The organism is Hylemonella gracilis str. Niagara R, from assembly GCF_000600295.1.
GTDB lineage: Bacteria > Pseudomonadota > Gammaproteobacteria > Burkholderiales > Burkholderiaceae_C > Hylemonella > Hylemonella gracilis_A.
Genome location: NZ_JEMG01000001.1, coordinates 3,628,703 through 3,653,468, shown reverse-complemented (window position 1 = coordinate 3,653,468; position 24,766 = coordinate 3,628,703). Strand labels below are relative to the sequence as shown.

The 24,766-nt window shown below is 64.2% G+C and carries 30 protein-coding genes; 18 read left to right on the top strand and 12 right to left on the bottom strand.

Annotation, left to right across the window (positions count from 1 at the left end):
• The first annotated feature begins 114 nt into the window (after positions 1-114).
• The 6 genes from coxB (at position 115) to AZ34_RS16600 (ending at position 4,909) form a co-directional block, all read left to right on the top strand.
• Positions 115-1,299 carry a cytochrome c oxidase subunit II gene (coxB, locus tag AZ34_RS16620; RefSeq protein WP_035612034.1) on the top strand — a complete coding sequence of 395 codons (1,185 nt, stop codon included), beginning with the start codon at positions 115-117 and terminating at the stop codon, positions 1,297-1,299.
• 53 nt (positions 1,300-1,352) lie between these two features.
• Positions 1,353-2,984, top strand: coding sequence for a cytochrome c oxidase subunit I (gene ctaD / locus AZ34_RS16615; protein ID WP_035610160.1), 1,632 nt, complete (start codon positions 1,353-1,355; stop codon positions 2,982-2,984).
• 30 nt (positions 2,985-3,014) lie between these two features.
• Positions 3,015-3,131: a cytochrome oxidase small assembly protein gene (locus AZ34_RS18810; RefSeq protein WP_231495557.1), complete on the top strand. Its 117-nt coding sequence runs from the start codon at positions 3,015-3,017 to the stop codon at positions 3,129-3,131.
• A 21-nt stretch (positions 3,132-3,152) separates the two neighbouring features.
• Entirely contained in the window at positions 3,153-3,743 is a 591-nt protein-coding gene (locus AZ34_RS16610) for a cytochrome c oxidase assembly protein (RefSeq protein WP_035610155.1), read from the top strand.
• A complete protein-coding gene (locus AZ34_RS16605) occupies positions 3,740-3,961 on the top strand; it encodes a DUF2970 domain-containing protein (RefSeq protein ID WP_035610153.1) in 222 nt (73 codons plus the stop codon). The genes AZ34_RS16610 and AZ34_RS16605 overlap by 4 nt, the downstream gene beginning before the upstream one ends.
• A 63-nt stretch (positions 3,962-4,024) precedes the next feature.
• Complete coding sequence (locus tag AZ34_RS16600) at positions 4,025-4,909, top strand: cytochrome c oxidase subunit 3 (protein ID WP_035610151.1); 885 nt, start codon at positions 4,025-4,027, stop codon at positions 4,907-4,909.
• 76 nt (positions 4,910-4,985) lie between these two features.
• Here AZ34_RS16600 and AZ34_RS16595 read toward each other — a convergent pair whose 3' ends face one another.
• On the bottom strand, positions 4,986-5,207 hold the full coding sequence (locus AZ34_RS16595; RefSeq protein ID WP_035610149.1) for a twin transmembrane helix small protein: 222 nt from the start codon (positions 5,205-5,207) through the stop codon (positions 4,986-4,988).
• A 15-nt stretch (positions 5,208-5,222) separates the two neighbouring features.
• Here AZ34_RS16595 and AZ34_RS16590 point away from each other — a divergent pair, with 15 nt between their 5' ends.
• The 5 genes from AZ34_RS16590 to AZ34_RS16570 are packed head-to-tail and all read left to right on the top strand — an operon-like array spanning position 5,223 to position 9,470.
• Positions 5,223-6,002 carry an SURF1 family protein gene (locus AZ34_RS16590; protein WP_419670224.1) on the top strand — a complete coding sequence of 260 codons (780 nt, stop codon included), beginning with the start codon at positions 5,223-5,225 and terminating at the stop codon, positions 6,000-6,002.
• Positions 5,941-6,726, top strand: a complete 786-nt coding sequence (locus AZ34_RS16585) for a hypothetical protein (protein ID WP_419670223.1) — start codon at positions 5,941-5,943, stop codon at positions 6,724-6,726. The genes AZ34_RS16590 and AZ34_RS16585 overlap by 62 nt, the downstream gene beginning before the upstream one ends.
• Positions 6,727-6,739: 13 nt before the next feature.
• Entirely contained in the window at positions 6,740-7,972 is a 1,233-nt protein-coding gene (locus AZ34_RS16580; RefSeq protein ID WP_035610138.1) for a COX15/CtaA family protein, read from the top strand.
• Entirely contained in the window at positions 7,969-8,868 is a 900-nt protein-coding gene (gene cyoE, locus AZ34_RS16575; RefSeq protein ID WP_035610136.1) for a heme o synthase, read from the top strand. Before AZ34_RS16580 ends, cyoE begins: the two co-directional genes overlap by 4 nt.
• 8 nt (positions 8,869-8,876) lie before the next feature.
• Entirely contained in the window at positions 8,877-9,470 is a 594-nt protein-coding gene (locus AZ34_RS16570; RefSeq protein WP_035610131.1) for an SCO family protein, read from the top strand.
• Between the two features lie 233 nt (positions 9,471-9,703).
• Here the strand turns inward: AZ34_RS16570 and rpoH are convergent, their stop codons facing one another.
• Positions 9,704-10,681, bottom strand: a complete 978-nt coding sequence (gene rpoH / locus AZ34_RS16565) for an RNA polymerase sigma factor RpoH (RefSeq protein WP_035610130.1) — start codon at positions 10,679-10,681, stop codon at positions 9,704-9,706.
• Between the two features lie 232 nt (positions 10,682-10,913).
• Here rpoH and AZ34_RS16560 point away from each other — a divergent pair, with 232 nt between their 5' ends.
• Positions 10,914-11,150, top strand: a complete 237-nt coding sequence (locus AZ34_RS16560) for a (2Fe-2S)-binding protein (protein WP_035610128.1) — start codon at positions 10,914-10,916, stop codon at positions 11,148-11,150.
• A gap of 128 nt (positions 11,151-11,278) precedes the next feature.
• Here AZ34_RS16560 and bfr (AZ34_RS16555) read toward each other — a convergent pair whose 3' ends face one another.
• The 5 genes from bfr (AZ34_RS16555) to hemA all read right to left on the bottom strand — a co-directional run bounded on the left by bfr (AZ34_RS16555) (position 11,279) and on the right by hemA (position 15,803).
• Entirely contained in the window at positions 11,279-11,758 is a 480-nt protein-coding gene (bfr, locus tag AZ34_RS16555) for a bacterioferritin (protein WP_035610126.1), read from the bottom strand.
• Positions 11,759-11,769: 11 nt separating this feature from the next.
• The gene (bfr, locus tag AZ34_RS16550; RefSeq protein ID WP_035610125.1) at positions 11,770-12,267 is read right to left on the bottom strand and encodes a bacterioferritin; all 498 of its coding nucleotides are present in this window, start codon (positions 12,265-12,267) and stop codon (positions 11,770-11,772) included.
• 197 nt (positions 12,268-12,464) lie between these two features.
• Positions 12,465-13,316 carry a peptide chain release factor N(5)-glutamine methyltransferase gene (gene prmC / locus AZ34_RS16545; protein WP_035610124.1) on the bottom strand — a complete coding sequence of 284 codons (852 nt, stop codon included), beginning with the start codon at positions 13,314-13,316 and terminating at the stop codon, positions 12,465-12,467.
• Between the two features lie 96 nt (positions 13,317-13,412).
• Positions 13,413-14,513, bottom strand: coding sequence for a peptide chain release factor 1 (prfA, locus tag AZ34_RS16540; RefSeq protein WP_035610122.1), 1,101 nt, complete (start codon positions 14,511-14,513; stop codon positions 13,413-13,415).
• Between the two features lie 3 nt (positions 14,514-14,516).
• Positions 14,517-15,803 (bottom strand): glutamyl-tRNA reductase, encoded by a 1,287-nt coding sequence (gene hemA, locus AZ34_RS16535; protein WP_035610119.1) that lies wholly within the window; start codon positions 15,801-15,803, stop codon positions 14,517-14,519.
• Positions 15,804-15,881: 78 nt separating this feature from the next.
• Here hemA and AZ34_RS16530 point away from each other — a divergent pair, with 78 nt between their 5' ends.
• From AZ34_RS16530 to AZ34_RS16505, 6 genes are all read left to right on the top strand, one after another.
• Positions 15,882-16,175: a hypothetical protein gene (locus AZ34_RS16530; RefSeq protein WP_051509974.1), complete on the top strand. Its 294-nt coding sequence runs from the start codon at positions 15,882-15,884 to the stop codon at positions 16,173-16,175.
• Between the two features lie 34 nt (positions 16,176-16,209).
• Positions 16,210-16,569 carry a YciI family protein gene (locus AZ34_RS16525; protein WP_035610116.1) on the top strand — a complete coding sequence of 120 codons (360 nt, stop codon included), beginning with the start codon at positions 16,210-16,212 and terminating at the stop codon, positions 16,567-16,569.
• Positions 16,570-16,698: 129 nt separating this feature from the next.
• A complete protein-coding gene (locus AZ34_RS16520) occupies positions 16,699-17,253 on the top strand; it encodes an SRPBCC family protein (protein WP_035610112.1) in 555 nt (184 codons plus the stop codon).
• Positions 17,254-17,336: 83 nt separating this feature from the next.
• Positions 17,337-17,759: a YciI family protein gene (locus AZ34_RS16515; RefSeq protein WP_035610111.1), complete on the top strand. Its 423-nt coding sequence runs from the start codon at positions 17,337-17,339 to the stop codon at positions 17,757-17,759.
• 23 nt (positions 17,760-17,782) lie between these two features.
• A complete protein-coding gene (locus AZ34_RS16510) occupies positions 17,783-18,199 on the top strand; it encodes a VOC family protein (RefSeq protein WP_035610109.1) in 417 nt (138 codons plus the stop codon).
• A gap of 7 nt (positions 18,200-18,206) precedes the next feature.
• On the top strand, positions 18,207-19,511 hold the full coding sequence (locus AZ34_RS16505) for an RNA polymerase sigma factor (protein WP_035610107.1): 1,305 nt from the start codon (positions 18,207-18,209) through the stop codon (positions 19,509-19,511).
• A gap of 67 nt (positions 19,512-19,578) precedes the next feature.
• Here AZ34_RS16505 and ugpQ read toward each other — a convergent pair whose 3' ends face one another.
• Genes ugpQ through phrB form a run of 5 tightly spaced genes read right to left on the bottom strand, consistent with a single transcriptional unit; the run spans position 19,579 to position 24,714 of the window.
• Positions 19,579-20,382, bottom strand: a complete 804-nt coding sequence (ugpQ, locus tag AZ34_RS16500; RefSeq protein WP_035610106.1) for a glycerophosphodiester phosphodiesterase — start codon at positions 20,380-20,382, stop codon at positions 19,579-19,581.
• A 33-nt stretch (positions 20,383-20,415) separates the two neighbouring features.
• Positions 20,416-21,435, bottom strand: a complete 1,020-nt coding sequence (locus AZ34_RS16495) for a sn-glycerol-3-phosphate import ATP-binding protein UgpC (protein WP_035610105.1) — start codon at positions 21,433-21,435, stop codon at positions 20,416-20,418.
• A 2-nt stretch (positions 21,436-21,437) separates the two neighbouring features.
• Positions 21,438-22,289, bottom strand: coding sequence for a sn-glycerol-3-phosphate ABC transporter permease UgpE (gene ugpE, locus AZ34_RS16490; RefSeq protein WP_035610101.1), 852 nt, complete (start codon positions 22,287-22,289; stop codon positions 21,438-21,440).
• A 1-nt stretch (position 22,290) separates the two neighbouring features.
• The gene (ugpA, locus tag AZ34_RS16485; protein ID WP_035610099.1) at positions 22,291-23,172 is read right to left on the bottom strand and encodes a sn-glycerol-3-phosphate ABC transporter permease UgpA; all 882 of its coding nucleotides are present in this window, start codon (positions 23,170-23,172) and stop codon (positions 22,291-22,293) included.
• Between the two features lie 48 nt (positions 23,173-23,220).
• Complete coding sequence (gene phrB / locus AZ34_RS16480) at positions 23,221-24,714, bottom strand: deoxyribodipyrimidine photo-lyase (protein WP_081767264.1); 1,494 nt, start codon at positions 24,712-24,714, stop codon at positions 23,221-23,223.
• Between the last annotated feature and the right edge of the window lie 52 nt (positions 24,715-24,766).

Genomic DNA, 24,766 nt, shown 5'->3' with positions numbered 1-24,766 from the left:
CGCTGCAGATTGCCACAGGCCGGACTGCGGGCATTTTTTGTCCGCCTGTCTGTGCGGTTGCCGCTAAAGTGCAGGCAGTCCGAGAATATTCAAGACCTTCAAGAAGTGAACATGATGAAGAGCATTGCAGACAAACTGGCTTCACTGTTGCTCGCGGCTGGCGCATCCGTGGGAGTCTGGGCCGCGACGGCCGGTTTCGCCGCCGTTCACGCGGCCGTCAACGATCTGCCTGGCGGTCCGGCCGTCAATCAGCTCAACCTGGGCCCCGCGGTGACGCGGATCGCCGCCGAGCAGCAATGGCTGCACTGGATGATGCTGATCATCTGCACGGTGATCTTCATCGGCGTGTTCGGCGTCATGTTCTATTCGATCTTCAAGCACCGCAAGAGCAAGGGTGCGAAGTCGGCCGATTTCCATGAGTCCGTCGGCGTCGAAATCGCATGGACGGTCGTGCCCTTCATCATCGTGATCCTGATGGCCTTGCCCGCGACCAAGGTCGTCGTGGCCCAGAAGGACACCAGCAACGCGGACCTCACCATCAAGGTCACGGGTTACCAGTGGAAATGGGGTTATGACTACCTCAAGGGTGAAGGCGAGGGCATCGCCTTCGTGTCCACGCTGGACAACAGCCATCGCGTGATGTCCGCGTCCGGCAACCCGCCGCCCACGGATGACTACCTGCTCAAGGTGGACAAGCCGCTGGTCGTTCCGGTCGACCAGAAGGTGCGCATCATCACCACCGCCAACGACGTGATCCACTCCTTCATGGTGCCGGCCTTCGGCATCAAGCAGGACGCCATTCCCGGTTTCGTGCGCGACACCTGGTTCCGCGCCGAGAAGACGGGTGATTTCTACGGTCAGTGCGCCGAGCTCTGCGGCAAGGAGCACGCCTACATGCCCATCCATGTGAAGGTCGTCTCCGCCGATGACTACAAGGTGTGGGTGGAAGCAGAAAAGAAGGCCATGGCCGCCAAGCAGGACGATCCGAACAAGGTCTGGGTGCTGAACGACCTGGTGATCCGTGGCGAGAAGGTTTATGCCGCGAATTGCGCGTTCTGTCACTTGGCGAATGGTAAGGGGACGGGTTCCAACAAGCCACTGGACGGTTCACTTGTGGTGCGGGATGCTGACAAAAGCAAGCAGCTTGCTATCGTGCTGAATGGCAAAGGTCAAATGCCTGCTTGGAAGCAGCAATTGAGTGATACCGAAATCGCCGCCGTCATGACCTACACCAAGAACGCCTGGTCGAACAAGACAGGTTTCCTGGTCCAGCCCTCCGAAGTGAAGGCCGCCCGCTGAGGGCGACGGCGGACCGCGAGAGAACATCGAAAGAGTTGTAGAAGGAAGTCATCATGAGCGCCGTTCTTGACCACCCCCACCACGCCGGTCATGCCCATGACCACGACGATCACCACCATGCCCCGACGGGTTGGCGGCGCTGGGTCTTCGCGACCAACCACAAGGACATCGGCACGCTGTACCTGCTGTTCGCCTTCACCATGCTGATGATCGGCGGCGTGTTGGCCCTGTTGATCCGCGCCGAGCTGTTCCAGCCTGGCCTGCAGGTCGTCAACCCCGAGCTGTTCAACCAGCTCACCACCATGCACGGACTGATCATGGTGTTCGGCGCCATCATGCCGGCCTTCGTGGGTTTCGCGAACTGGATGATCCCGCTGCAGATCGGCGCCGGAGACATGGCCTTCGCCCGGATGAACAACTTCAGCTTCTGGCTGATGATCCCGGCGGCCGCCATGCTCGTGGGCTCTTTCTTCATGCCCGGTGGCGCACCCGCTGCGGGCTGGACGCTGTACGCGCCGCTGACCCTGCAGATGGGCCCCTCCATGGACGCGGGCATCTTCGCCATGCACATCCTGGGTGCCTCGTCCATCATGGGCTCGATCAACATCATCGTGACCATCCTGAACATGCGCGCGCCCGGCATGACGCTGATGAAGATGCCGCTGTTCTGCTGGACCTGGCTGATCACCGCCTACCTGCTGATCGCCGTGATGCCCGTGCTGGCTGGCGCCATCACCATGACGCTGACGGACCGCCACTTCGGTACCACTTTCTTCAACCCCGCCGGCGGCGGTGACCCGGTGATGTACCAGCACATCTTCTGGTTCTTCGGCCACCCCGAGGTCTACATCATGATCTTGCCGGCTTTCGGCATCGTCAGCGCCATCGTGCCGGCCTTCGCGCGCAAGAAGCTCTTCGGTTACGCCTCCATGGTGTACGCGACGGCCTCGATCGCCATCCTGTCCTTCATCGTCTGGGCGCACCACATGTACGCCACGGGCATGCCGGTCACGGGCCAGCTCTTCTTCATGTACGCCACCATGCTGATCTCCGTGCCCACGGGCGTGAAGATCTTCAACTGGCTGGCGACGATGTGGCGCGGCTCCATGACCTTCGAGGCGCCCATGCTGTGGGCCGTGGGTTTCATCTTCGTGTTCACGATGGGTGGTTTCACCGGCCTGATCCTCTCGATGGCGCCCATCGACATCCAGCTGCAGGACACGTACTACGTGGTGGCCCACTTCCACTACGTGCTGGTGGCGGGCTCCTTGTTTGCGATGTTCGCTGGCGTCTACTACTGGCTGCCGAAGTGGACGGGCGTGATGTACAGCGAGTTCCGCGGCAAGCTGCACTTCTGGTGGTCCATGATCGCCTTCAACATCACCTTCTTCCCCATGCACTTCCTGGGGCTGGCCGGCATGCCGCGCCGTTACGCCGACTACCCGATGCAGTTCGCCGATTTCAACGCGATCGCCTCGGTCGGCGCCCTGGGCTTCGGTCTGGCGCAGGTCTATTTCTTCCTCTACATCGTGCTGCCGGCCATGCGTGGCAAGGGCGAAAAGGCACCGCAAAAGCCGTGGGAAGCCGCGGAAGGTCTGGAGTGGGAAGTGCCCTCGCCCGCGCCTTTCCACACCTTTGAAACTCCGCCCAAGCTCGACGCCACGGCGACGAAGATCGTGGGCTGAGCCCCACCCGGAACGAAGGACGCATGCGTCATGGCAAGCACACCTGAACAGAAAAAAGCCAACCTTCGCCTGGGCCTGATCCTGGCGTCGGTGGCCTTGGTGTTCTTCTGCGGCTTTGTCGCGAAGTTCGTGGTTTTTGGGCGTTGAACGGGCAAGGACGGCGTGGCCATGAACCTGCGGCGTGAAAATCTGCGCATGACGGGCAAGCTCGTGGTGATCGTGGCGGGCATGTTCGCCTTCGGCTACGCGCTGGTTCCGCTCTACCAAGCCATCTGCGAGTTCACGGGCATCAATGTGTTGGCCATCGGTGAGCGTGGCCTGAGCCGTCCGCAGCAGGTCGCCGCCAACACCCAGGTCGACGCCACTCGCACCATCACGGTGGAGTTCGACGCCAACGCGCGCGGGCCTTGGCAGTTCAAGCCAGCCCAAAGCTCCATGCAGGTGCACCCGGGCGAGTTGGTCACCGTGATGTACGAATTCCAGAACGTCCAGGATCGGCCCATGTCGGCGCAGGCGATCCCCAGCTATGCGCCCCGCCAGGCGGCGGCACATTTCAACAAGCTGGAATGTTTCTGCTTCAACGAGTACACCCTGGCGCCCGGTGAAAAGAAGGAATGGCCCGTGGTCTTCGTGATCGATCCCAAGTTGTCCCGGGACGTGACGACGATCACCTTGTCGTACACCTTCTTCGAGGTCGGCAGCAAGACGCCGCCCGCGCCCACGGCGGCGCACACGACGCCAGGGCAGGGGGCTTCATGAGCGAGCCCAAGACGGTTCAGGAGCAGGCGCAAGGTTCGTCCTTCTGGGCGACAGCCAAGGCCGTGGCTTGGTCCTTCCTTGGCATACGCAGGGGCAAGGACTTTCAGGACGATATCGGACGCTTGAAGCCGTACCACCTGATCGCCGCCGGCATCATCGGTGTCTTCATCTTCATCGGCCTGCTGATGCTCGCGGTCAAGATCGCCGTGTCGGCCTAGGCAACGGTTCAGACCAGTTTTTTTGATTCAAGAAGAAAACCCAAGCGAAGGATTGGAGTAAACATGAGTTCAACCACCGCACACGGCAGCGCCCCGTACTACTATGTGCCGGGCCCGTCCCGCCATCCCGTGATGGCGTCCATCGGTCTGTTCTTCGTCATCCTGGGCGCCGGCCAATGGATCAACGGGCACGATTGGGGCAAATGGTCCCTCGCGCTGGGTCTGGTCTGGTGGCTCTTCGTTCTGTACCAGTGGTTCCGCGATGCCATCGCCGAGAGCGAAGGCGGCCAGTACGGCCACAAGATCGACATTTCCTACCGCTGGAGCATGACCTGGTTCATCTTCTCGGAGGTGATGTTCTTCGGCGCCTTCTTCACCGCCCTGTGGTGGGCGCGCGCGCATTCCGTGCCTGCGTTGGGCAGCCTGGACAACGCCTTGCTCTGGCCTGATTTCAAGGCCGTCTGGCCCAGCATGGCACCGGGCGCCACTGCTTCGCCGGCCGGCATCATCGAGCCTTTCCAGACCATGGGTCCTTTCTGGCTGCCCACGATCAACACGGCTCTGCTGTTGACCTCGGGTGTGACGTTGACGATCGCCCACCATGCCCTGCAAGCAGGCAACCGTGCCAAAACCATCAGCTTCATGTGGCTGACCGTGTTGCTGGGCTTGGTTTTCCTGTTCGTGCAAGGTTATGAGTACTACCACTCCTACACCGACCTGAACCTCAAGCTCTCATCCGGCGTCTACGGCTCCACGTTCTTCATGCTGACTGGTTTTCACGGGCTGCATGTGTTCGTCGGCATGCTGATGCTGCTTTTCATCACGCTGCGTCTGATGAAGGGCCACTTCACGCCCCAACGCCATTTCGGCTTCGAAGGCGCGGCTTGGTACTGGCACTTTGTGGACGTGGTCTGGCTGGGCCTCTACATCTTGGTGTACTGGCTCTAATTTAGGCTGCTCACGACCAAAGCCGCTGAATGTCCATCAGCGGCTTTTGTCTTTCCGGTGGCGCCCTTGCGCAGCCTTATTGCCCGGCGCCGATGCCGGTGGGCTGGATGTAACCCAATTTCCAGGCCAGCAGGATGCAGAGGAAGATCAGGATGGAAAACCCCACGCGAAACCCCAGGGCCCGGGCCATGCGGCCGGTCTTGGGTTGCCCGTTGCGGCCGTCCTTCATCATGAAGAACAGGGCCGAACCCAGGCTGGCGAGGATGGCCAGAAAGGCCAGCGCGACGATGTATTTCATGACAGGGATTATCGCGTGAGGCCGCCCCGTGCAATGCTGGGCGCCCGCTTCTGGTGGGTGACGGCCGCGACCGTGTTGGGTGTGGCGGTGACGGCGTCCCTCGGGCGCTGGCAACTCAGTCGCGCCGCTCAGAAAGAGACCCTGCAGGCTGCCATAGACGCACGGGCCCTCGAACCCTGGCTCGACGCGGCAGGCGCCGACAAGGCCATCGTCACCGCGCTCGAGGCCTCTCCGGCCTTGTTGCATCGCCGGGTGCTGGCTCGTGGTGTCTGGCTCAGCGAGCACACGGTCTGGCTGGACAACCGCCAGATGCAAGGCCGTCCGGGCTTCTACGTGGTGACGCCCTTGCACCTGGAGGGGGGCGGGGTGCTGCTGGTGCAGCGCGGCTGGGCACCGCGCAGTTTCGAAGATCGAACCCGTCTGCCCGCGCTCCAGACGCCCACCGGCCCGGTGGAGGTGCGCGGCATCTTGTCGCCCCCGCCCGCACGGCTTTATGAGCTGGGTGCGACCGAGCGCGGCGCAATCCGGCAGAATTTGGATTTGGACGCTTTCCGCGCGGAAACCGGTCTGCCGCTGGCGGGGCTGTCCGTGCAGCAAAGCAATACGACGCCCGACATGCGTGTGCAGGAAGACGGCCTGCAGCGTGATTGGCCACAGCCCGACAGCGGCGTGGACCGGCACTACGGCTATGCGTTTCAGTGGTACGGCCTTTGCGCCTTGATGGTTTTTCTTTATGCCTGGTTCCAAATCCTCCCCCACTTCTTCCCCCGCCTCCGACCCGGTGGCCGAGGCTAAGCCGATGTCGGGCGCTGACCCTGGCGACCTGGACCGTGACCAGGTGCTGGGCCTGACCGTGCATGGCTTGCCTGAACCCGGCCCGGCTCTGGCCGAGACCGAGCAGGCTGCGCGCCGTACGCGGGTGGGCCGCTGGAAGATGCTGATGGTGCTGCTGGTGTGTGCCGCCCCCGTGGTGGCCTCCTATTTCACTTATTACGTGATCCGGCCCGAGGGGCGCCGCAATTTCGGTGAGTTGATCGATCCGCAGCGCACGCTGCCCGCGGTGCAAGCCTTGGATTTGGTGGGACGACCGGTGCCGCTGGACAGCCTCAAGGGGCAATGGCTGCTGCTGAGCGTGGGGGGGGGTGCCTGTGACGAGGCTTGCCAGCAGAGGCTGTACTTCCAGCGCCAGTTGCGCGAGGGCATGGGGCGCGAGAAGGACCGCATCGACTGGGTGTGGCTGGTCAACGATGTCCAGCCCGTGTCCGAGACCTTGATGGGTGTGAAGCAGGCCACGGTGCTGCGTGTGGCACCGGAGGTGCTGTCCGCGTGGTTGTCGCCCTCAGCGGGCCAGCCCCTGGAAGCGCATCTTTACGTGGTCGACCCGATGGGCAACTGGATGATGCGTTTCCCCGCGCCGATGACGATCGACACCGCGCCCAAGGCCAAGCGTGACCTGGAGCGACTGTTGCGTGCATCCTCGTCCTGGGACAAGGAAGGGCGAGAGCCCCTGGGGCACTGAGGGTCTGTCCGCGATGAACCAAGACGTTTTTGCCCACAGCGCCCTCTACGACTGGGGTCCGGTCCTGGAGCTCATGGGCCTGGGCCTGCTGATTGCCGCCCTGCCACTGGTCTGGATCTGGCTGCGCAAGCCGCGCGTCGGGCAGGACGGCGCCTTGCACCGGCTGCAGGCGCTGACACTGTTGACCTTGTTCCTGACCTTCGATCTCACCTTGTTTGGCGCTTTCACCCGTCTTTCCGATTCGGGTCTGGGCTGCCCGGACTGGCCGGGCTGTTACGGCGAGGCCAGCCCCATCGGCGCGCGTGCCCAGATCAGTGCGGCCCAGGAGGTGTTGCCCACCGGACCGGTCACGCACGGCAAGGCCTGGGTCGAGATGATCCACCGCTACCTTGCCACCGGCGTGGGCGTGCTCATCTTGGTGCTGGCCGTGGCCACCTGGTGGGTGTACCTGCGCGGGCGTCGTGCCTCTGGTCATCACAATGGCCAGGCGCTGGGCGGGGCGGAGGGGCGATTGGCCGCACCGTTGCATCCTGGGTGGGCCAGCCTGACCCTGGTGTGGGTCTGCGTCCAAGGCGCGTTTGGCGCGCTCACAGTGACGATGAAGTTGTTTCCCGCCATCGTGACCATGCATCTGCTGGGCGCCCTGTTGTTGCTGGGCTTGTTGAGTTGGCAGGCGGTGCGCTACGCGCAATGGCATGACGATGGCGTGCTGCGCGCCAAGGCGGCCGCCCTGCCGCGGGGCTTGCACCGGTGGCTGGTACTGGGTCTGGTCGTGCTGGTGCTGCAGATTGCTCTCGGGGGTTGGGTTAGCACCAACTACGCGGTGTTGGCCTGCACGGAATTCCCACTGTGTCAGGGCAGCTTGTGGCCGGACATGGATTTCGCGCAAGGTTTCGAGCTGTGGCGTGCGCTGGGCCTCACGGCTACGGGTGAGCACATCACCTTCCCTGCCTTGACGGCCATCCATTACACCCACCGTCTGGCCGCCTATGGCGTGATCGCCGTGCTGGCCTGGCTGGCCTGGCGCCTGCTGGCCTTGCCCGCCTGGCGGCGCACGGGTCATGCCCTGGCGGCCTTGCTGCTGCTGCAGTTTCTGAGTGGCCTGTCCAACGTGGTGTTGGGCTGGCCCTTGCTGGCGGCCTTGCTGCACACAGGGGGCGCGGCGGCCCTGCTGGTGCTGCTGGTGTGGGGCCTGGCCTGCGCCTCCATGCCCACCCCTGTAAAGCGCACAAAGGAGTTTGCATGAGTACCTCCGTGGCGACGCCGATGTCACCTTCCGTCTTACGCCAGTTCTACGCCCTGACCAAACCCCGGGTCGTGCAGCTGATCGTCTTTTGCGCCTTGATCGGCATGGTGCTGGCCGTGCCCGGTTTGCCCGGTATCGCCGAGTTGCGTTTGATGGCCCTGGCCTGTGTCGGCATCTGGCTGGTTGCGGGGGCCGCCGCAGCCTTCAACTGCCTGGTCGAAAAAGGCATCGATGCCAAGATGAAACGCACGGCCTGGCGCCCCACGGCCAAGGGTCAGTTGGCCGATGGGCAGACCCTGTTGTTCTCTGTGCTGCTGTGCCTGATGGGGTCGGTCGTGCTGTACGTCTGGGTCAATCCGCTGACCATGTGGCTGACCTTCGCCACCTTCGTGGGTTACGCGGTGGTCTACACCGTGATCCTCAAGCCGCTGACGCCGCAGAACATCGTGATCGGCGGCGCATCCGGCGCCATGCCGCCAGTGCTCGGCTGGGCCGCGATGACCGGGCAGGTCGGCCCCGAGGCCTTGATTCTTTTCCTGATCATCTTTCTCTGGACACCGCCACATTTCTGGGCACTGGCCCTGTACCGCGTGGAAGACTATCGCCAGTCCGGTCTGCCCATGCTGCCCGTGACGCATGGCAATGAATTCACGCGCCTGCAGATCTTGCTCTACACCCTGGTCCTCTTCGCCGCCTCCCTGATGCCTTTCATCTTCGGCATGAGCTCCTGGCTGTACCTGGCCGCGGCCTTTGTGCTCAGTCTGGGCTTTTTCCTTTATGCCTTCAAGCTGTGGCGCCACTACTCGGATGCCTTGGCCCGCAGGACCTTCCGTTTTTCACTGATCCACCTGAGCACCTTGTTCGCCGCGCTGCTGCTCGACCACTACCTGTTGTGAGATAGACCATGAAAAAACTGCTGTGCGCGCTGGGCGCTGTCCTGATCCTTGGCGCTTGCTCGGAAGGCAAGCAGGCCGCGTTCAACGCCATCGATGTCACCGGCGCGGACTACGCCAAGGGCTTCACCCTGACCGACCATGACGGCCAGCCGCGCACCCTGGCCGATTTCAAGGGCAAGGTGGTCGCGATGTTCTTCGGCTACACGCAATGCCCGGACGTCTGTCCGACGACCATGAGTGAAATGGTCGCCGTCAAGCAGGCCCTGAATGCCGATGGCCGTGGAGATGGGGACAAGCTGCAGGTGCTCTTTGTCACGGTGGACCCCGAGCGCGACACGCCCGCCATCATGAAGAGCTACATGGCGGCTTTCGATCCCAGCTTTGTCGCCTTGTACGCCGGCAGCTCCGAGCAACTGACCGCCCTGGCCAAGGACTACAAGGTCTATTACAAGAAGGTCGAAGGCAAGACCCCGGGCAGCTACACCATGGACCATTCGGCGGGCCTGTACCTCTACGACCCGCAGGGGCGCCTGCGTCTGTATGCGCGCTACGGCAGCAGCGTGGAGTCGCTGACGGCGGATATTCGGCAGTTGCTTCAGTAAGAAAGTGGCAGCAGGCGCTGTGGCCTATGGACAACGCCTCATACGATGTCCCGCGCACATCCCAATCAGCGGGCTCCCCAAGCCAACGCGCTCGCCGTGACTGCAGGCCCCCCGGAAAAAGCCATGGGCATGAAAAAGGCCCGGGACGCGGGTCCAGGGCCTTTTGAGGGGAAGGGCAGGGGACGGACAGGCAGCGTGATTGAAGTCGGGGCCTGCGGGCCTTCCTCCCAGGCTCAGGCGTATTCAGCCAGCGCCGTTTTCATCTTCTTCATGGCCGCGACCTCGATCTGGCGGATGCGTTCGGCGCTCACGCCGTACTCGGCTGCCAGTTCGTGCAAGGTCATGCCGCCCGAGCTGTCGTCGTTGACCTTGAGCCAGCGCTCTTCCACGATGCGGCGGCTGCGCGCGTCCAGCGTTGCCAGGGCCGTGGCGATACCATCGGTGGCCAGGCGGTCACGCTGACGTGCCTCGATCATGGCCGTCGGCTCATGGCCGGCATCGGCCAGGTAGGCGATCGGGCCGAAGCTGTCTTCGCCGTCTTCGCCCGGACCCGGGTCCAGCATCACGTCGCCACCGGACAGACGGGTCTCCATCTCGATGACTTCCTCGCGCTTGACGTTAAGTTCGCGCGCCATCTGGTCGATCTCGTGCTCGCTCAGCGTTTCGCGGTGGGTGGCCGACTCGAAACCCTCCGTCAGGGCGGCGTCGGCTGCGCTGGCAGCTTTGTAGCCCTGCTTCTTGGAGCGCAGGTTGAAGAAAAGCTTGCGCTGGGCCTTGGTGGTCGCCACCTTGACCATGCGCCAATTCTTCAGGATGTATTCGTGGATCTCGGCCTTGATCCAGTGCAGCGCGTAGCTGACCAGGCGCACGCCCTGGTCGGGGTCGAAGCGCTTGACAGCCTTCATCAGGCCCACATTGCCTTCCTGGATCAGGTCGCCGTGCGGCAGGCCGTAACCGAGGTACTGACGTGCCGTGGCGACCACCAGCCGCAGGTGGGACAGCACCAGCTTGCCCGCCGCGTCGAGGTCGTTGTGGTCGCGGAACTTGCGGGCGAATTCCTGCTCTTCCTCGGCGGTCAGCATGGGCATGCGGTTGACCGCCGTGATGTAGGCGTCCAGATTGCCCAGCGGCGGCACCAACGCCCAGGGATTGGCGACGGCCAGTGCCGCAGAGGGGGCCGAGGATGTGGATACAGCGGTCATGGCGGTCATTCCAGCACTCCTTTCAAGAGCAGTTCTGCAAGATATTAGCACTCTCTTTGATTGAGTGCTAAGCCTGAAGTTCCGGCCCTGTTCCCAGCAGGGTGCCTGGTTTTGACCCGGGCCATGGGCTGGGCTGATCTACTTGACACAGGGTTTGTGGTGCTATTACAAACCATTATCATTTGTGTAGGGTATGATCCCCGCGTCTACAGCCCGTGCCGTTCCCTAGGACCTGGATGCCATGATTGTCTGTGTTTGCCACCGCGTCTCCGACCACACGATCGCCCATGCGGCGCGATCCGGGGCCGAGTTCGACGACATCCAGTTGGAGCTGGGCGTGGCCACGCAATGCGGCAAATGCGAGGATTGCGCCCGCGCGCTGTGGTCCGAATGCCGTCCCAGCCACAAGCTGGCGCATCTGAGCCAGACCTTGCAGATGCCGGGTTCGCAATCGGTGACCTGGATGGCCACCGCCTGAACTCGTCGCATTACCAGCGCAAAAAAGGGCCGCGTCAGCGGCCCTTGTTTTTTGGTGGTGAACTTGGCAAGTCCGACCCCATGGCCATGCACGGTCGAAAGCGCTTCTTGGAATTGGAATGGCCTTGATTAAGACCCCGTGTCCATCTGCGCCTGCAGATAGTTGGGCAGGGTGACATCGCTGATCAGGCGTTGCTGCGTTTCCAGCCAGTCGATGGCCTCCTCGCAGTGCTCCAGCAATTCCTCGAGCAAGTCGCGGCTCACATAATCCTCGCACTGCTCGGCCAGCGCGATGGCCGCCACCAGTTGCGGGCGCTGGACTTCCGTTTCGCACTTCAGATCGCTCTGCAGGCATTCCACGGGGTTTTCGCCGATCTGCAGCTTGCCCAGGTCCTGCAGATTGGGCAGCCCTTCCAGGAACAGGATGCGTTCGATCAATTCGTCGGCTTCCTTCATCACGCGGATGGACTGCTTGTACTGGTAGTCGTTGAGTTTCTCCAGTCCCCAGTTGCGGAACATGCGTGCGTGCAGGAAATACTGGTTGATCGCGGTCAGCTCGTTCTTGAGCACCTTGTTCAGAACGTCGATGATTTTCTTGTTGCCTTGCATGTCGGGCTCCTTCAGGTCGCGGCGGTGCCGCTGTTCGCTTCACCCATCTGGCTTTGCTGGTAGTTGGCCAGACCGACCAGGTCGATGAGGCGAATCTGCTTTTCGAGCCAGTAGGCGTGGTCCATCTCGGTGTCGTCGAGCTGGACGACGAGCATTTCACGGGTGACGTAATCCTGCGCCTGCTCGGCGATGGCGATCGCCTTCTTCAATTCGGCGGTCACGCTGTATTCGACGGCCAGGTCGGCCTTGAGCATTTCCGGCACGGTGCTGCCGATCTTCAGTGCGTGACGCTTGGAAAGATCGGCTTTGCCTTCGAGGAACAGAATGCGCTGAATCAGCGCCCGGGCATGTTGGCGCTCGTGCTGGGATTCATGCAGCGCCTGGGTGGCCAGACGATGGAATCCCATGTCGGCGTACATCTCGCCATGCTGAAGATACTGATCCACGGCCGTTAATTCGCCTGTGAGCAGCTCGTTGAGGGTGTGGATGATTTGTTGTTTGCCCTGCATGAGGAGCCTCCGTGCGCGTATGAGATGCGAGATTCTGATGCAGCATCGCCCCAATGCAAAACCAAGGTCTAAAGAAATCGGATTCGGATTGAAAACCAGACTCAGTTGATGCACCGACGAGGGCTGCACACGAGGTGGTGCAGGCGCGCCGCGCGACCTGCCCCGGGTGTTCCGCAGCGAGTGTCGGAACTCGGCTTTCAAACTGGCCAGCGGCCACCACTGCAGCGTTCGATGCCCGCCAGGTCGCAGCGCGACTGCACCTGCGTGAAACCCACCTGCGCAAGCATGTCGCGCACGGCCATGGCTTGGTCCCAGCCATGTTCCAGCAGCAGCCAGCCGCCGGGTCGCAGATGGTCCGGCGCCTGCCCGACGATGGTGCGAATCGCGTCCAGGCCATCGGGGCCGGAGGTCAAGGCCAGCCGGGGCTCGTGCCCCAACGCATCCAGGTGCGGGTCGCCTTCGGCGATGTAGGGCGGGTTGGAGACGATGAGGTCGTAGCGTGCGGGGATGCCGGTCAGCCAGGCACCCAGCATGAACTGAACTGGCAGGTTCAGGCGTTCGGCATTGGCTTGGGCCAGCGCCAGCGCGTCAGGGCTGACGTCCAGGGCATGGACATCACCTGCCTGCCCGGTCCGTACGAGGAAACGGGCGATGGCCAGGGCCACGGCACCGCTGCCCGTGCCGAGGTCGATGATCTGGGGAACTGACCCGGTGGGCGCGCCAAGGCTCGGCACACATTCCAGCGCCCAGTCCACCAGGGTCTCCGTGTCGGGCCGCGGGATCAGCACCCGTCCGTCCACCTGCAAGGGCATGCCGTGGAATTCGACGTGGCCCGTCAGGTAGGGCAGGGGCGTGCCGGCGGCCCGTTGACGGGCCAGATTGATGTAGCGCAACTCGGTCTGGGCGGGTAGTGAGTCGGTGTCGTGCGCGATCAGCCAGGCACGGTCCACCAGCGATTTGCCCAAGGCGTGCAGCAGCAGCAGCTGTGCATCCCGCCGTTCCAGGCCCAGGGAAGAACAAGCGGTGTTGATGGCTTGCTGAATCTGCATGGCGCTGATTAGAACCTCGGGACGTAAAGCCGCCGTGAACCCGGGCAAACCGTAAGCGCCTCGCTGGTCAGGCTGCGGCTTGGTCTGGACCTCCCGTCAGTGCAGCGCGACTTCCAACTCGGCGAGCTGCTCGGCTTCGCGTGCTTGCCGCAGGGCCTGGATCACGTCGTCGAGCGCGCCTTCCATCACCTGGCCAAGTTTGTAAAGCGTGAGGTTGATGCGATGGTCGGTCAAACGCCCTTGCGGGAAGTTGTAGGTGCGGATGCGGTCGCTGCGGTCACCGCTGCCGATCAGGCCCTTGCGGGTGGCGGCGTCCTTGGCGGCGCGCTCGCTGCGTTCCTTTTCCTGGATGCGCGCTGCCAGGACCTGCAGCGCCTTGGCCTTGTTGCGGTGTTGACTGCGGTCGTCCTGGCATTCGGCGACGATGCCGGTCGGGATGTGGGTGACGCGCACGGCGGAGTCGGTCTTGTTGATGTGCTGGCCGCCCGCGCCGCTGGCCCGAAAGGTGTCGATGCGCAGGTCGGCCGGGTTGATCCGCACCGCCTCCTCCTCGTCGGGCTCGGGCAGCACGGCCACCGTGCATGCACTGGTGTGGATGCGGCCCTGGGTCTCGGTGGCGGGCACGCGCTGCACGCGGTGGCCGCCGGATTCAAAGCGCAGCTCGCCATAGACGCCGCCCTCGCCGGCGGCGCTGCCGTCGATGCGCAACACCACTTCCTTGTAGCCCCCGAGCTCGCTGGGGGACTCGCTGATGATCTCCGTCTTCCAGCCGCGCTGGTCAGCGTAGCGCGTGTACATGCGCAGCAGATCGGCCGCGAACAGGGCTGACTCGTCCCCGCCCGTGCCCGCGCGGATTTCAAGAAAGGCGTTGCGCGCATCGTCCGGGTCCTTGGGCAGCAGCAGGCGCTGCAGCTCGTCCTCCAGCCGACTCAGGTCGGCGGTGGCCGCCGTGATCTCTTCCCGGGCGATCTCCGTCATGTCCGGCTCGGCCAGCATCTCACGCGCGCTGGCCAGATCGGCCTCGCGTTGCTGGTATGCCGCGTAACGGCCCGCGATGGCGGTGACCTCGTTGTGCTCGCGCGAGAGGCCGAGGAACTGCTTCATGTCCGCCATGATGTCCTCGCGGCTGAGCAGGAAGTTCAATTCTTCGAGGCGCTGGGCATAACGCTCCAGCTGCTGGCGCAGGAAGTCTTTCAATGTTCACCGTTCCTTGCGCAGGAAGATCCGCTGGATGGACAGCGCCGCCCGCTCGCGCGCGGCGCTGTCGCCCGTGTTCAATTCCGCCAGGGCGCCATGCAGCATCTTCTGCGTCAGGCCGCGGGCCAGGGCTTCGAGCACGGCCTCCGTGCTTTCGCCCTTCGCGATGAGCTTGCGCGCCCGGGCCAGTTCGGCGGCGCGCCAACTTTCAGCCTGGGTGTTGAGTTGCTGGATCAGCGAGACCACGCCGTTCGCCGGGTCGCGCTGGTCCATCCAATGCATGAAATTGCGCACACCGGTGTCGATGATGACCTCGGCTTGCGCCACGGCGGCCTGGCGCTGGGCCTGGCCAGCCTGCACCACGGTGGCGAGGTCGTCCACGGTGTAGAGGTAGACGTCGCTGAGTTGACCCACTTCCGGTTCAATGTCGCGCGGCACGGCCAGGTCGACCATGAACATGGGGCGGTGCTTGCGCTGCTTCAGTGCCCGTTCGACCGCGCCCAGGCCGATCAGCGGCAGGGTGCTGGCGGTGCAGGAAATGACGGCGTCGAATTCGTGCAGGCGCGCGGGCAGGTCAGCCAAGCGCATGGCTACGCCGTCGAAGCGGGTGGCCAGCGCTTCGCCACGCTCCAGGGTGCGGTTGGCGATGGCGATGGACCGAGGGTTTTTAGCCGCAAAGTGGGTGGCTGCAAGCTCGATCATTTCCCCCGCGCCAACGAAGAGAATGCGAATTTGTCGCAAATCCTCGAACAGATTGCCCGCCAGCCGCACGGCGGCAGCGGCCATGCTGATGCTGTGCGCACCGATTTCGGTGGAGCTGCGCACCTCCTTGGCCACGGCGAAGCTGCGTTGGAAGAGCTGGTTCAGGGTCTGGCCCAGGGCGCCGGCTTCCTCGGCGGCGCGCACGGCGTCCTTCATCTGGCCCAGGATTTGCGCTTCTCCCAGCACCATGGAATCGAGCCCGCTGGCCACGCGAAAGGCGTGGCGCGCGGCCTCGTCGCCTTGCAGCATGTAGGTGTGGCTCCGCAGTTCCTCGGGCGAAATGCCGCCGCTTTGCGCCAGCCACTGCAGGGTGGGGGTGATTTCAGCCGCCTCGCTGGCGCAATAGATCTCGGTCCGGTTGCAGGTGGACAGAATGGCTGCCTCGGCCAGGCGACCCTGCGGTGCGGCGCGCAAGGCCTCGCGCAGGTGGTCCAGCGTCGGGGGCAGTTGCTCCGGGGCAAAAGCAAAGCGACCGCGCAGATCCAGCGGCGCGGTCGTGTGGTTGATGCCGAGAGCCCAGACGGCCATGGAAGAGTTCTTATGCAAAAGCAAGTCGCGAGAGGGCTGAATTATAAAATTTGCGCAAGCACCTGACCGTACTCCTGCATGAACCCCTCCGATTCTTCTTCTATCCTGCTCTGGCACGGGCTCAATTTCGCCGCGCCGGCCACTGTGCTGGCCTTGTTGTTGCCGCTGTTGGGGCGCCTGTTGCTGGGGCGCCGCGCGGCCATCCTGCCCTGGTGGGGGCAGATGCTGGCGCAGTGGCTGCTGGGTCTGACCGTGCTGGCGGCCTGCTTCTGGCAGTTTGGGGACGAGGGCCAGATGGCCTCGTATGCTGCCTTGGTGGTGGGGGCGGGCACCTTGCAATGGGTGCTGTTGCGCGGTTGGCGCACCGCCTGAACCTTATTCTTTATTCACCTGTTCTGGAGCACCGATGCCCTACATGCTGTTGATCCTGGAGCCTGTCGGGCAAAGAGAAGCCCGGGGCGAGGCCGAGGGCCGGGTCTTGTACGAGCGTATGCAGCGCTACGCGGCCGATTTGCAGGCGCGTGGCCTGCTGCTCGGTGCCGAGTCCCTCGCTTCGCAGCACACGGCCACCCGCGTCAGCCGAGCGTCAGCCTCCGGCGCGGCCCAGGTGTTGGACGGACCGTTCGCCGAAGCCAAGGAGATGGTGGGCGGTTATTTCCTGCTGGAATGCCCGACCCGCGAGCAGGCGGTGGAGATCGCCCGGGCCTGTCCGGCCGCCGAATGGGCTACCGTGGAAGTGCGCGAGTTCGGCCCCTGTTTCCTGTGATCTGGATGAGGGTCTGAACCAATCCGGATACTTTTTTCGGCGCCGCGTCAAAAAACCGGTCGATTTGGCGTGGGCTGCTTCGTCGTGGGGGCAGAGGCCGATGTCCGGCCCGTTTCCAGGAGTTGTCCCATGATCGCCAAATCCCTCTTGGCCATCGCCGTTGTGCTGGCGCTGGCCGTGGCCGCCTTGCTGTTGTACGCGTCACGCCAGCCGGACAGTTTCCAGGTACAGCGCAGCCTGCGCATCCAGGCCAGCGCCGAACGTATCCATCCGCTGATCAACGATCTGCGGCGCTTCAACACCTGGAACCCTTACATGAAGAAGGACCCGGGCATGGTCTCCCGCTACCACGGCCCGGATGCCGGCCCGGGCGCGGGCCTCGATTTCGAAGGGGATGGCCGCACCGTGGGTCGTGGCAGCATTGCGATCGTCGAATCCAGCGCACCTCAGCGGGTGGTGATGACCCTGGACATGCATGAGCCTTTCAAGGCACACAATCAGGTGACGTTCACGCTTGTGCCCCGTGGTGATGGTGTGACCGAAGTGACTTGGGCCATGCAGGGCGTGGGCCCGCTGCCCCTCATGGCCAAGGTCATGCATCTCTTTTTCGACATGGACCGCATGGTGGGCACTGACTTCGAGGTGGGGCTGGCCGATCTGAAGACACTGGCCGAACGTTCCTGAACTCTGCGCATTTTTTGCACACCCTGTCGATTCCGTCCTGCGTCGTTCGTCGTGGGAATGAACCGCAAAGAAAGGAGCTTCCCATGCGCTTCATGATCATCGTCAAGGCCACCGCCGATTCCGAGGCCGGCCGTTTCCCCGACAATCCCGAGCCTGTCTTCGCCGCCATGGCGGCCTACCACGAGGAACTGGCCCAGGCCGGTGTGCTGCTCGACGGTTCTGGCCTGCAGCCCAGCAGCAAGGGCTGGCGCGTGCATTACAGCGCCGATGGCAAGCGGACCGTGGTGGATGGCCCCTTCACCGAGAGCAAGGAGCTGGTCGCCGGCTACACCCTGATCCAGACCCGCAGTCGCGAGGAGGCGCTGGAATGGACGCGCCGCTTCCCCAACCCGATCAGCGAAGGCGTACCCTGCCATGTCGAGGTGCGGCAGCTCTTCGAGCTGGAAGACTTTGACGGACTGCTGTCCGAGCCCACGGCCGAGCGTTTCCGCAAGATCGACATGTGACGAACATCATCAGGAGCACCACCATGAGCCGCAAGATTTTTGTCAACCTGCCCATCGAGGACATGGCACGTTCCCAGGCCTTCTTCCGAGCCCTGGGTTTCGACTTCAACCCGCAGTTCACCAACGAGCAGGGTGCCTGCATGGTCGTGTCCGAGGACATCTTCGTGATGTTGCTGGTCAAGCCCTTCTTCCAGAGTTTCCTGCGCGGCACCACCATCGCCGACGCGCGCCAGGCCACCGAGGTGTTGGTGGCCTTGTCGTGCGAGAGCCGGGCCGAAGTGGACGAACTGGTGCGCAAGGCCCTCGCCCACGGTGGCCGCAGCGCGCGCGATCCGGAAGACCACGGTTTCATGTACGCACACGCCTTCTGCGACCCGGACGGGCACATATGGGAGCCGGTCTGGATGGACCCCGCGACGCTGGACGCCCCGGCCAACTGAAGCACGGATGCATTCAGCCACCCATCAGGCGATCGCCGCGGTCTGGCGCATCGAGTCGGCCCGCATCGTCGCAGTGGTCGCGCGTCTGGTGCGCGACCTGGGCGTGGCCGAGGAGCTGGCGCAGGACGCCTTGGTCGCCGCGCTGGAGCATTGGCCGCGCGAGGGCATTCCGGACAAGCCCGGTGCCTGGCTGACCACCACGGCCAAGCGCCGGGCACTGGACCACCTGCGCCACGGCAAGATGCGCGACGACAAGCTTCAGCAGCTGGGTGCCGACCTGGAGGCCCAGGAGGCCCTGGTCGTGCCCGACTTCGTGGACGCGCTGGACGCGGCGCGGCAGGACGACATCGGCGACGACCTGCTGCGCCTGATCTTCACCGCCTGCCACCCGGTCCTGTCTGCCGAGGCTCGGGTGGCACTCACGCTGCGACTGCTGGGAGGACTGTCCACGCACGAGATAGCCAGGGCCTTTCTCGCGTCCGAGCCCACGATCGCCCAGCGCATCGTGCGCGCCAAACGCACCTTGGCGGATGCCCAGGTGCCCTACGAAGTGCCGCGTGGCGCGGACTTGGCGCCCCGGTTGGCCTCGGTGCTGGAAGTGATCTACCTCGTGTTCAACGAGGGCTACACCGCCACGGCGGGCGAGGACTGGATGCGGCCCGCGCTGACGCAGGAGGCATTGCGCCTGGCCCGCATGCTGGCTGAGCTGGCCCCGGGTGAGGCCGAGGCGCAAGGGCTTGCGGCCTTGCTGGAACTGCAATCGTCCCGGCTCGCGGCACGCACCGATCGCGAGGGGCGCCCCATCCTTTTGCAGGACCAGGACCGCGCGCGTTGGGATCACCTGCTGATCCGGCGTGGACTGACGGCCTTGGCGCGTGCCGAGGCCTTGAACGGTGGTGAGGTCGGGGCGGGCGATGTGCTGCCCGGCCCGTATGCCTTGCAGGCGGCCATCGCGGCCTGCCATGCACGCGCGGCCACGCCCGAGGCCACCGACTGGGTCCGCATCGCCGAGCTGTACGCCGTGCTGGCCCGGGTCCGGCCCTCGCCCGTGGTGGAACTCAACCGCGCTGTGGCCGTGGGCATGGCCTGGGGACCGCAGGCGGGCCTGGACATCGTGGATGCCTTGTTGGATGTGCCCGCGTTGCGCAACTACCAGTGGCTGCCCAGCGTGCGCGCCGATCTGTTGGTCAAGTTGGGGCGCTACGCCGAGGCGCGCGCCGAGCTGATGCGGGCCGTGGCCTTGACGGGCAACGCGCGTGAGCGTGAACTGCTATTGGAACGTGTGGCGGCCTTGCCCGCCGAAGCGTCCTGACGGCGCGGGTGCTGAGCGCCCGCGCGAGAGCCGCTCAAGCTGTGTTGGCGTCCACGCCCGCAGGCGTTCAATTCGGCTTGAACAGATCAACCCGGTCCGTGATGATGCCGTCCATGCCCAGAGCCAGCAAACGTTGCACCTGGGCTTCGTCGTTCACCGTGTAGCACAAGGCACGCAGGCCGGCCTGGCGCAGCTGGGCCATGTAGGCGGCATCGGCCAGCTTGTGGTTGCAGACCACGGCCACGCAGCCCAGGGCCTGGGCGGTGGACAGCCAGCCATCCCACAAGGTGTCGATCAGCAGGCCGCGCGGCAATTCGGGGCGCGCGGCCTTGGCGGCCGCCAGGGCTTCGGGACGGAAGGAGGTCAGGAATGGTGGCACCTTCTGGCCTTGCCACAAACGCGCCGCATGCTCGGCCACGACCCGACCGGTTTCCTCTTCGGTGTCCGGTGTGGGTTTGATCTCGATGTTGAGGAAGAACTGGTTGGTCAGGCAGTAGCTGGCGATGGCCTCGAAACTGGGCAGCGGTTCGCCCGCGTAGGCCGGGCTGTGCCAGCTGCCAGCGTCCAGGCGCGACAGAGCGCTCCAGGGGTGTTCGCCGCCCACCATGCTGACGCTGGCGACCGGCTGAGCATCCGCGCTGGCACGCAGCTTCGCGGGGCCATCGGTCGTGCGCTCCAGGGTCGCGTCGTGCATCAGGAAGGGCACGCCGTCAGCCGAGAGCTTCACGTCGCATTCGAACATGCGGTAGCCGTGCGAGGCGCCGAGGCGGAAAGCGGCCAGGGTGTTTTCGGGCGCCAGCTTGCCGGCGCCACGGTGGGCGATCCAGCGCGGGTAGGGCCAGGCTTGGGTGTTGCCGGAGGAGGCGGGCATGGTGGGCGTTGTCCGGGTTTGGGTCGGCGGCGTTTACAGGCGCTTGCCGCTGGCCGCGTCGAACTGGTGGACGTGTTCCGGTGCGAAAGTCAGGTGCACGGTCGAGCCGTTGGTGAACGGTGTAGGGGTGACCTGGCTTTCGTCGACGCGCACGATGACCTGTTCCTCGCCCACGCGGGTGTAGAGCAGGCGTTCCGCGCCGAGCAGTTCCTGGGTTTCGAGTCGGGCTTCCCAGCCTTCACCGCGGCTGGCGATGCGCAAATGTTCGGGGCGAACGCCGAGGATGGCGCCAGCCTTCACGCCCGGTGCGTTCTTGAGCAGATTCATGGGCGGCGAGCCGATGAAGCTGGCGACGAAGGTCGAGGCCGGGCGTTGGTAGACCTCTTGCGGCGTGCCGAACTGTTCCATCACGCCGGCGTTCATCACGATCATGCGCTGGGCCAGGGTCATGGCCTCGACCTGATCGTGCGTGACGAAGAGGCTGGTGATGCCGAGTTCGCGGTGCAGCTTCTGGATCTCCAGGCGGGTTTGCGCGCGCAGCTTGGCGTCCAGGTTGGACAGCGGCTCGTCGAACAGGAAGACCTGGGGCTGGCGCACGATGGCGCGGCCCATGGCCACGCGCTGGCGCTGGCCGCCCGAGAGCTGGCGCGGCTTGCGGTCCAGCAGATGGCCCAGCTCGAGGATGGCCGCGGCCTTGTCCACGCGGACCTTGATCTCATCCTTGGGCACCTTGGCGATCTTCAGGCCGTAGGCCATGTTGTCGAAGACGCTCATGTGCGGGTAGAGCGCGTAGTTCTGGAACACCATGGCGATGTCGCGCTTGGCGGGTTCCAGATCGTTGACCACGCGCTCGCCGATCGAGATCGTGCCATCGGAGATTTCTTCCAGACCCGCGACCATGCGCAGCAGCGTGGACTTGCCGCAGCCCGAGGGGCCGACGATCACGATGAATTCACCGTTGGCGATCTCTGCGTTCACGCCGTGGATGACCTGAAGGGATGTTTTACCCGCGCCGTAGCGCTTGACGATGTTCTTGAGCGAGATGGCCGCCATCTTTATTTCTCCGTATCCACGAGGCCCTTGACGAACCACTTCTGCATCAATATGACCACCAGCACCGGGGGCAGCATGGCCAGGATGGCCGTGGCCATGACCACGTTCCAATCGTTTTGTCCTTCGCCGCCCGCGATCATGCGTTTGATGCCGATGACCACGGGGTACATGTCTTCCTTGGTCGTGATCAGCAGGGGCCAGAGGTATTGGTTCCAGCCGTAGATGAACTGGATCACGAACAGGGCCGCGATGCTGGTGGCTGACAGCGGTACCAGCACGTCCTTGAAAAAGCGCATGGGCCCGGCGCCGTCCATGCGCGCGGCTTCCACCAGCTCGTCCGGCACGGTCAGGAAGAACTGCCGGAACACGAAAGTGGCGGTGGCCGAGGCAATCAGTGGCACCGTGAGCCCCGCGTAGCTGTTGAGCAAGCTGAGGTCAGCCACCACCTGGTAGGTCGGGCTGATGCGCACTTCCACCGGCAACATGAGCGTGATGAAGATGGCCCAGAAGCAGGTCATCTTGAAGGGGAAGCGGAAGTAGACGATGGCGAAGGCCGACAGCAGCGAGATGGCGATCTTGCCGATGGCGATGATCAGCGCGCTGACCAGGCTGATCCACATCATGCGGCCCACCGCCGCCTGCGAACCGCTGCCCGCGCCTTCGCCCAGCAGGGCGGCCGTGTAGCTGGCCCAGGCGTTGTCCCCTGGCAGCAGGGGCATGGGCGCTTGCAGGATGTCCTGCGGATGGTGTGTGGACGCGATCAGGGCCATGTAGACCGGGAAAGCGATCACGAGCACGCCCAGGCACAGGATCACATGCGCCAGGATGCCCAGGGTAGGACGGCGTTCAACCATGTCAGTAATTCACCTTGCGCTCGACATAACGGAACTGGACCACCGTGAGCGCGATCACGATGCCCATGAGCACCACCGACTGTGCGGCGGAGCTGCCCAGGTCCATGGCCTTGAAGCCGTCGTAGTAGACCTTGTAGACCAGGATGGAGGTTTCCTTGCCCGGACCGCCGCTGGTGGCGGCATCGACGATGGCGAAGGTGTCGAAGAAGGCGTAGACCACGTTCATCACCAGCAGGAAGAAGGTGGTGGGCGACAGCAGCGGGAACTGGATGGTCCAGAAACGCCGCCAGGGGCCTGCGCCATCGATGGCTGCCGCTTCGATCAGCGATTTCGGGATGCTCTGCAGCCCGGCCACGAAGAAGAGGAAGTTGTAGGAGAACTGCTTCCAGACTGCCGCGGCCACGATCAGCGCCATCGCGTGTTCCCCCTTGAGCAGGTGATTCCACGGAATGCCGATCTGATCCAGCGCCCAGGCCACGGGGCCGATCGAGGGCGAGAACATGAAGACCCACATCACGGCGGCCACGGCCGGTGCCACCGCGTAAGGCATGATGAGCAGGGTGCGGTAGGCCAGCACGCCGCGCAGCACGCGGTCGGCGAACACGGCCATGATCAGGGCGAGGGTCAGGCCGATCGCCGCCACCAGCACCGAGAAATAGGCCGTGGTCTTGAACGAGGCCAGGTAGCCCGGGTCATTGAACAGGCGCTCGAAGTTCTCGAACCCCACCCATTCGGTGGACAGGCCGAAAGCGTCCTGCTGCTGGAAGGACTGCAGCAAGGCCTGGCCCGCGGGCCAGAAGAAGAACACGCTGATGATGAGCAACTGCGGCAGCAGCAGGGCCCAGGGCAACCAGCGGGAATGGAAGAGGACGCGTTTTTCCATGCGTGGATCTGTGTAGCCGCCGGCAGAGGCGGGAATAGGGGCAGGAGTCTAACCGGGACGGAAGGGGGCAGACCGCGTCTCGGTCGGGAAGTTTTCGGTCATGCCTGGCTCGCTTTCCGGGGGCTGCCCCAGGCTGGCGAAGAGGGCGATGGTGGCCTTGCGGCTGGCACCCAGGTCCACCATGGGCGCCGGGTAGCCAGGCGGCGGCCCGGAGGGCACGAGGTGGGGCGCATGGATCGCCTTGTCGCTCAGGCCCGCCAGTTCCGGCAACCACTCACGGATGAACTGGCCTTGCGGGTCGAAGCGCTGCGACTGCGTGATGGGGTTGAAGATGCGGAAATAGGGCGCCGCATCCGTGCCGGTGGACGCGCTCCATTGCCAGCCGCCGTTGTTGGCCGCGAAGTCCCCGTCGATCAGCTGTTCCATGAAATACCGCTCGCCCCAGCGCCAGTCGATCTGCAGGTTCTTGCTGAGGAACATGGCCACCAACATGCGCAGGCGGTTGTGCATCCAGCCCGTGGTGTTCAACTGGCGCATGGCGGCATCGATGATGGGGATGCCAGTGCGGCCTTCGCGCCAGAGCGCGAAATCCTCGGGAGCATGGCGCCAAGGGAAAGCCTCGGTGTGGACCTGCATCGCGCGGTGCATGCAGACCTGGGGATAGTCCACCACCAGGTGCTGGTAGAACTCGCGCCAGATCAGTTCGCTGATCCACGTGCTCACGCCTGCGTTGGCATCCCAGTCCCCGCCAGTGTGCGTCAGCACATCCGCGAGGGCCTGGCGTGGCGACAGCGCGCCAATCGCCAGGTAGGGCGACAGGCCGGAGGTGCCGGCCACGGCGGGCAGGTCGCGCTGTGTCTGGTAGTTGCTCAGGTCCTGCGCGATGAAGCGTTGCAGCCGTGTTCGGGCCACGGCCTCGCCAGCCGGCCAGTGCGCGCTCAGGTCGCGCAGTTCTCGTCCATCGAACAAGCGGTCGATGTCTTGCGCACTGGCGGACGGGCAGGGCTGCGCCGCTTGACGCGTGGGAGCCCCCAGGGGGCGCAGGGGCAGCAGGCTGGCCAGTTGCAACCACTTACGCTTGTAGGGCGTGAAGACCTTGTAAGGCATGCCCGCCTCATTGCGCACCTTGCCCGGGGGGATGATCACCCGATCGTGGCAACGTTTCACCGTCACGCCGTGTGCGCGCAGCAGTTGGTTGACCTGCTGGTCGCGGTTCAACTCGTCGAGCGGGTATTCGGCATTGAAGAAGCAGTGGCTGATGCCGTGATCCTGAACCAGCTTGGCCAGGGCGGGGGCGATCTCATGCGCTTGCGCCACGCGCAACACCTGCAAGCTGATGCTATGCCGCGCCAGTTCCTCGGTGAGTAGCCGCAGATGGCGGCGCGTGAAATCCAGCCGTGCGGGTGCAATGGGAAAGCGCGTGACATAGGCCTCGCAATGCACATAGACCGCGATCACGCCTTGCTGCAACTCGGCGGCGGCGTGCAGGGCCGGGTTGTCGTGCAGGCGCAGATCGTTGCGCAGCCAGGCCAGAGCCGTCATGGTGTGAGGTGGAGGTAAAGAAAAACCGCCATCCCGAGGAGGGATGGCGGTG

Excerpts from the sequence above, each read along its gene's own strand:
- coxB (WP_035612034.1), top strand. The coding sequence starts at position 115 with ATGAAGAGCATTGCAGACAAACTGGCTTCACTGTTGCTCGCGGCTGGC.
- ctaD (WP_035610160.1), top strand. The coding sequence starts at position 1,353 with ATGAGCGCCGTTCTTGACCACCCCCACCACGCCGGTCATGCCCATGAC.
- AZ34_RS18810 (WP_231495557.1), top strand. The coding sequence starts at position 3,015 with ATGGCAAGCACACCTGAACAGAAAAAAGCCAACCTTCGCCTGGGCCTG.
- AZ34_RS16610 (WP_035610155.1), top strand. The coding sequence starts at position 3,153 with ATGAACCTGCGGCGTGAAAATCTGCGCATGACGGGCAAGCTCGTGGTG.
- AZ34_RS16605 (WP_035610153.1), top strand. The coding sequence starts at position 3,740 with ATGAGCGAGCCCAAGACGGTTCAGGAGCAGGCGCAAGGTTCGTCCTTC.
- AZ34_RS16600 (WP_035610151.1), top strand. The coding sequence starts at position 4,025 with ATGAGTTCAACCACCGCACACGGCAGCGCCCCGTACTACTATGTGCCG.
- AZ34_RS16595 (WP_035610149.1), bottom strand. The coding sequence starts at position 5,207 with ATGAAATACATCGTCGCGCTGGCCTTTCTGGCCATCCTCGCCAGCCTG.
- AZ34_RS16585 (WP_419670223.1), top strand. The coding sequence starts at position 5,941 with ATGCCTGGTTCCAAATCCTCCCCCACTTCTTCCCCCGCCTCCGACCCG.
- AZ34_RS16580 (WP_035610138.1), top strand. The coding sequence starts at position 6,740 with ATGAACCAAGACGTTTTTGCCCACAGCGCCCTCTACGACTGGGGTCCG.
- cyoE (WP_035610136.1), top strand. The coding sequence starts at position 7,969 with ATGAGTACCTCCGTGGCGACGCCGATGTCACCTTCCGTCTTACGCCAG.
- AZ34_RS16570 (WP_035610131.1), top strand. The coding sequence starts at position 8,877 with ATGAAAAAACTGCTGTGCGCGCTGGGCGCTGTCCTGATCCTTGGCGCT.
- rpoH (WP_035610130.1), bottom strand. The coding sequence starts at position 10,681 with ATGACCGCCATGACCGCTGTATCCACATCCTCGGCCCCCTCTGCGGCA.
- AZ34_RS16560 (WP_035610128.1), top strand. The coding sequence starts at position 10,914 with ATGATTGTCTGTGTTTGCCACCGCGTCTCCGACCACACGATCGCCCAT.
- bfr (WP_035610126.1), bottom strand. The coding sequence starts at position 11,758 with ATGCAAGGCAACAAGAAAATCATCGACGTTCTGAACAAGGTGCTCAAG.
- bfr (WP_035610125.1), bottom strand. The coding sequence starts at position 12,267 with ATGCAGGGCAAACAACAAATCATCCACACCCTCAACGAGCTGCTCACA.
- prmC (WP_035610124.1), bottom strand. The coding sequence starts at position 13,316 with ATGCAGATTCAGCAAGCCATCAACACCGCTTGTTCTTCCCTGGGCCTG.
- hemA (WP_035610119.1), bottom strand. The coding sequence starts at position 15,803 with ATGGCCGTCTGGGCTCTCGGCATCAACCACACGACCGCGCCGCTGGAT.
- AZ34_RS16530 (WP_051509974.1), top strand. The coding sequence starts at position 15,882 with ATGAACCCCTCCGATTCTTCTTCTATCCTGCTCTGGCACGGGCTCAAT.
- AZ34_RS16525 (WP_035610116.1), top strand. The coding sequence starts at position 16,210 with ATGCCCTACATGCTGTTGATCCTGGAGCCTGTCGGGCAAAGAGAAGCC.
- AZ34_RS16520 (WP_035610112.1), top strand. The coding sequence starts at position 16,699 with ATGATCGCCAAATCCCTCTTGGCCATCGCCGTTGTGCTGGCGCTGGCC.
- AZ34_RS16515 (WP_035610111.1), top strand. The coding sequence starts at position 17,337 with ATGCGCTTCATGATCATCGTCAAGGCCACCGCCGATTCCGAGGCCGGC.
- AZ34_RS16510 (WP_035610109.1), top strand. The coding sequence starts at position 17,783 with ATGAGCCGCAAGATTTTTGTCAACCTGCCCATCGAGGACATGGCACGT.
- AZ34_RS16505 (WP_035610107.1), top strand. The coding sequence starts at position 18,207 with ATGCATTCAGCCACCCATCAGGCGATCGCCGCGGTCTGGCGCATCGAG.
- ugpQ (WP_035610106.1), bottom strand. The coding sequence starts at position 20,382 with ATGCCCGCCTCCTCCGGCAACACCCAAGCCTGGCCCTACCCGCGCTGG.
- AZ34_RS16495 (WP_035610105.1), bottom strand. The coding sequence starts at position 21,435 with ATGGCGGCCATCTCGCTCAAGAACATCGTCAAGCGCTACGGCGCGGGT.
- ugpE (WP_035610101.1), bottom strand. The coding sequence starts at position 22,289 with ATGGTTGAACGCCGTCCTACCCTGGGCATCCTGGCGCATGTGATCCTG.
- ugpA (WP_035610099.1), bottom strand. The coding sequence starts at position 23,172 with ATGGAAAAACGCGTCCTCTTCCATTCCCGCTGGTTGCCCTGGGCCCTG.
- phrB (WP_081767264.1), bottom strand. The coding sequence starts at position 24,714 with ATGACGGCTCTGGCCTGGCTGCGCAACGATCTGCGCCTGCACGACAAC.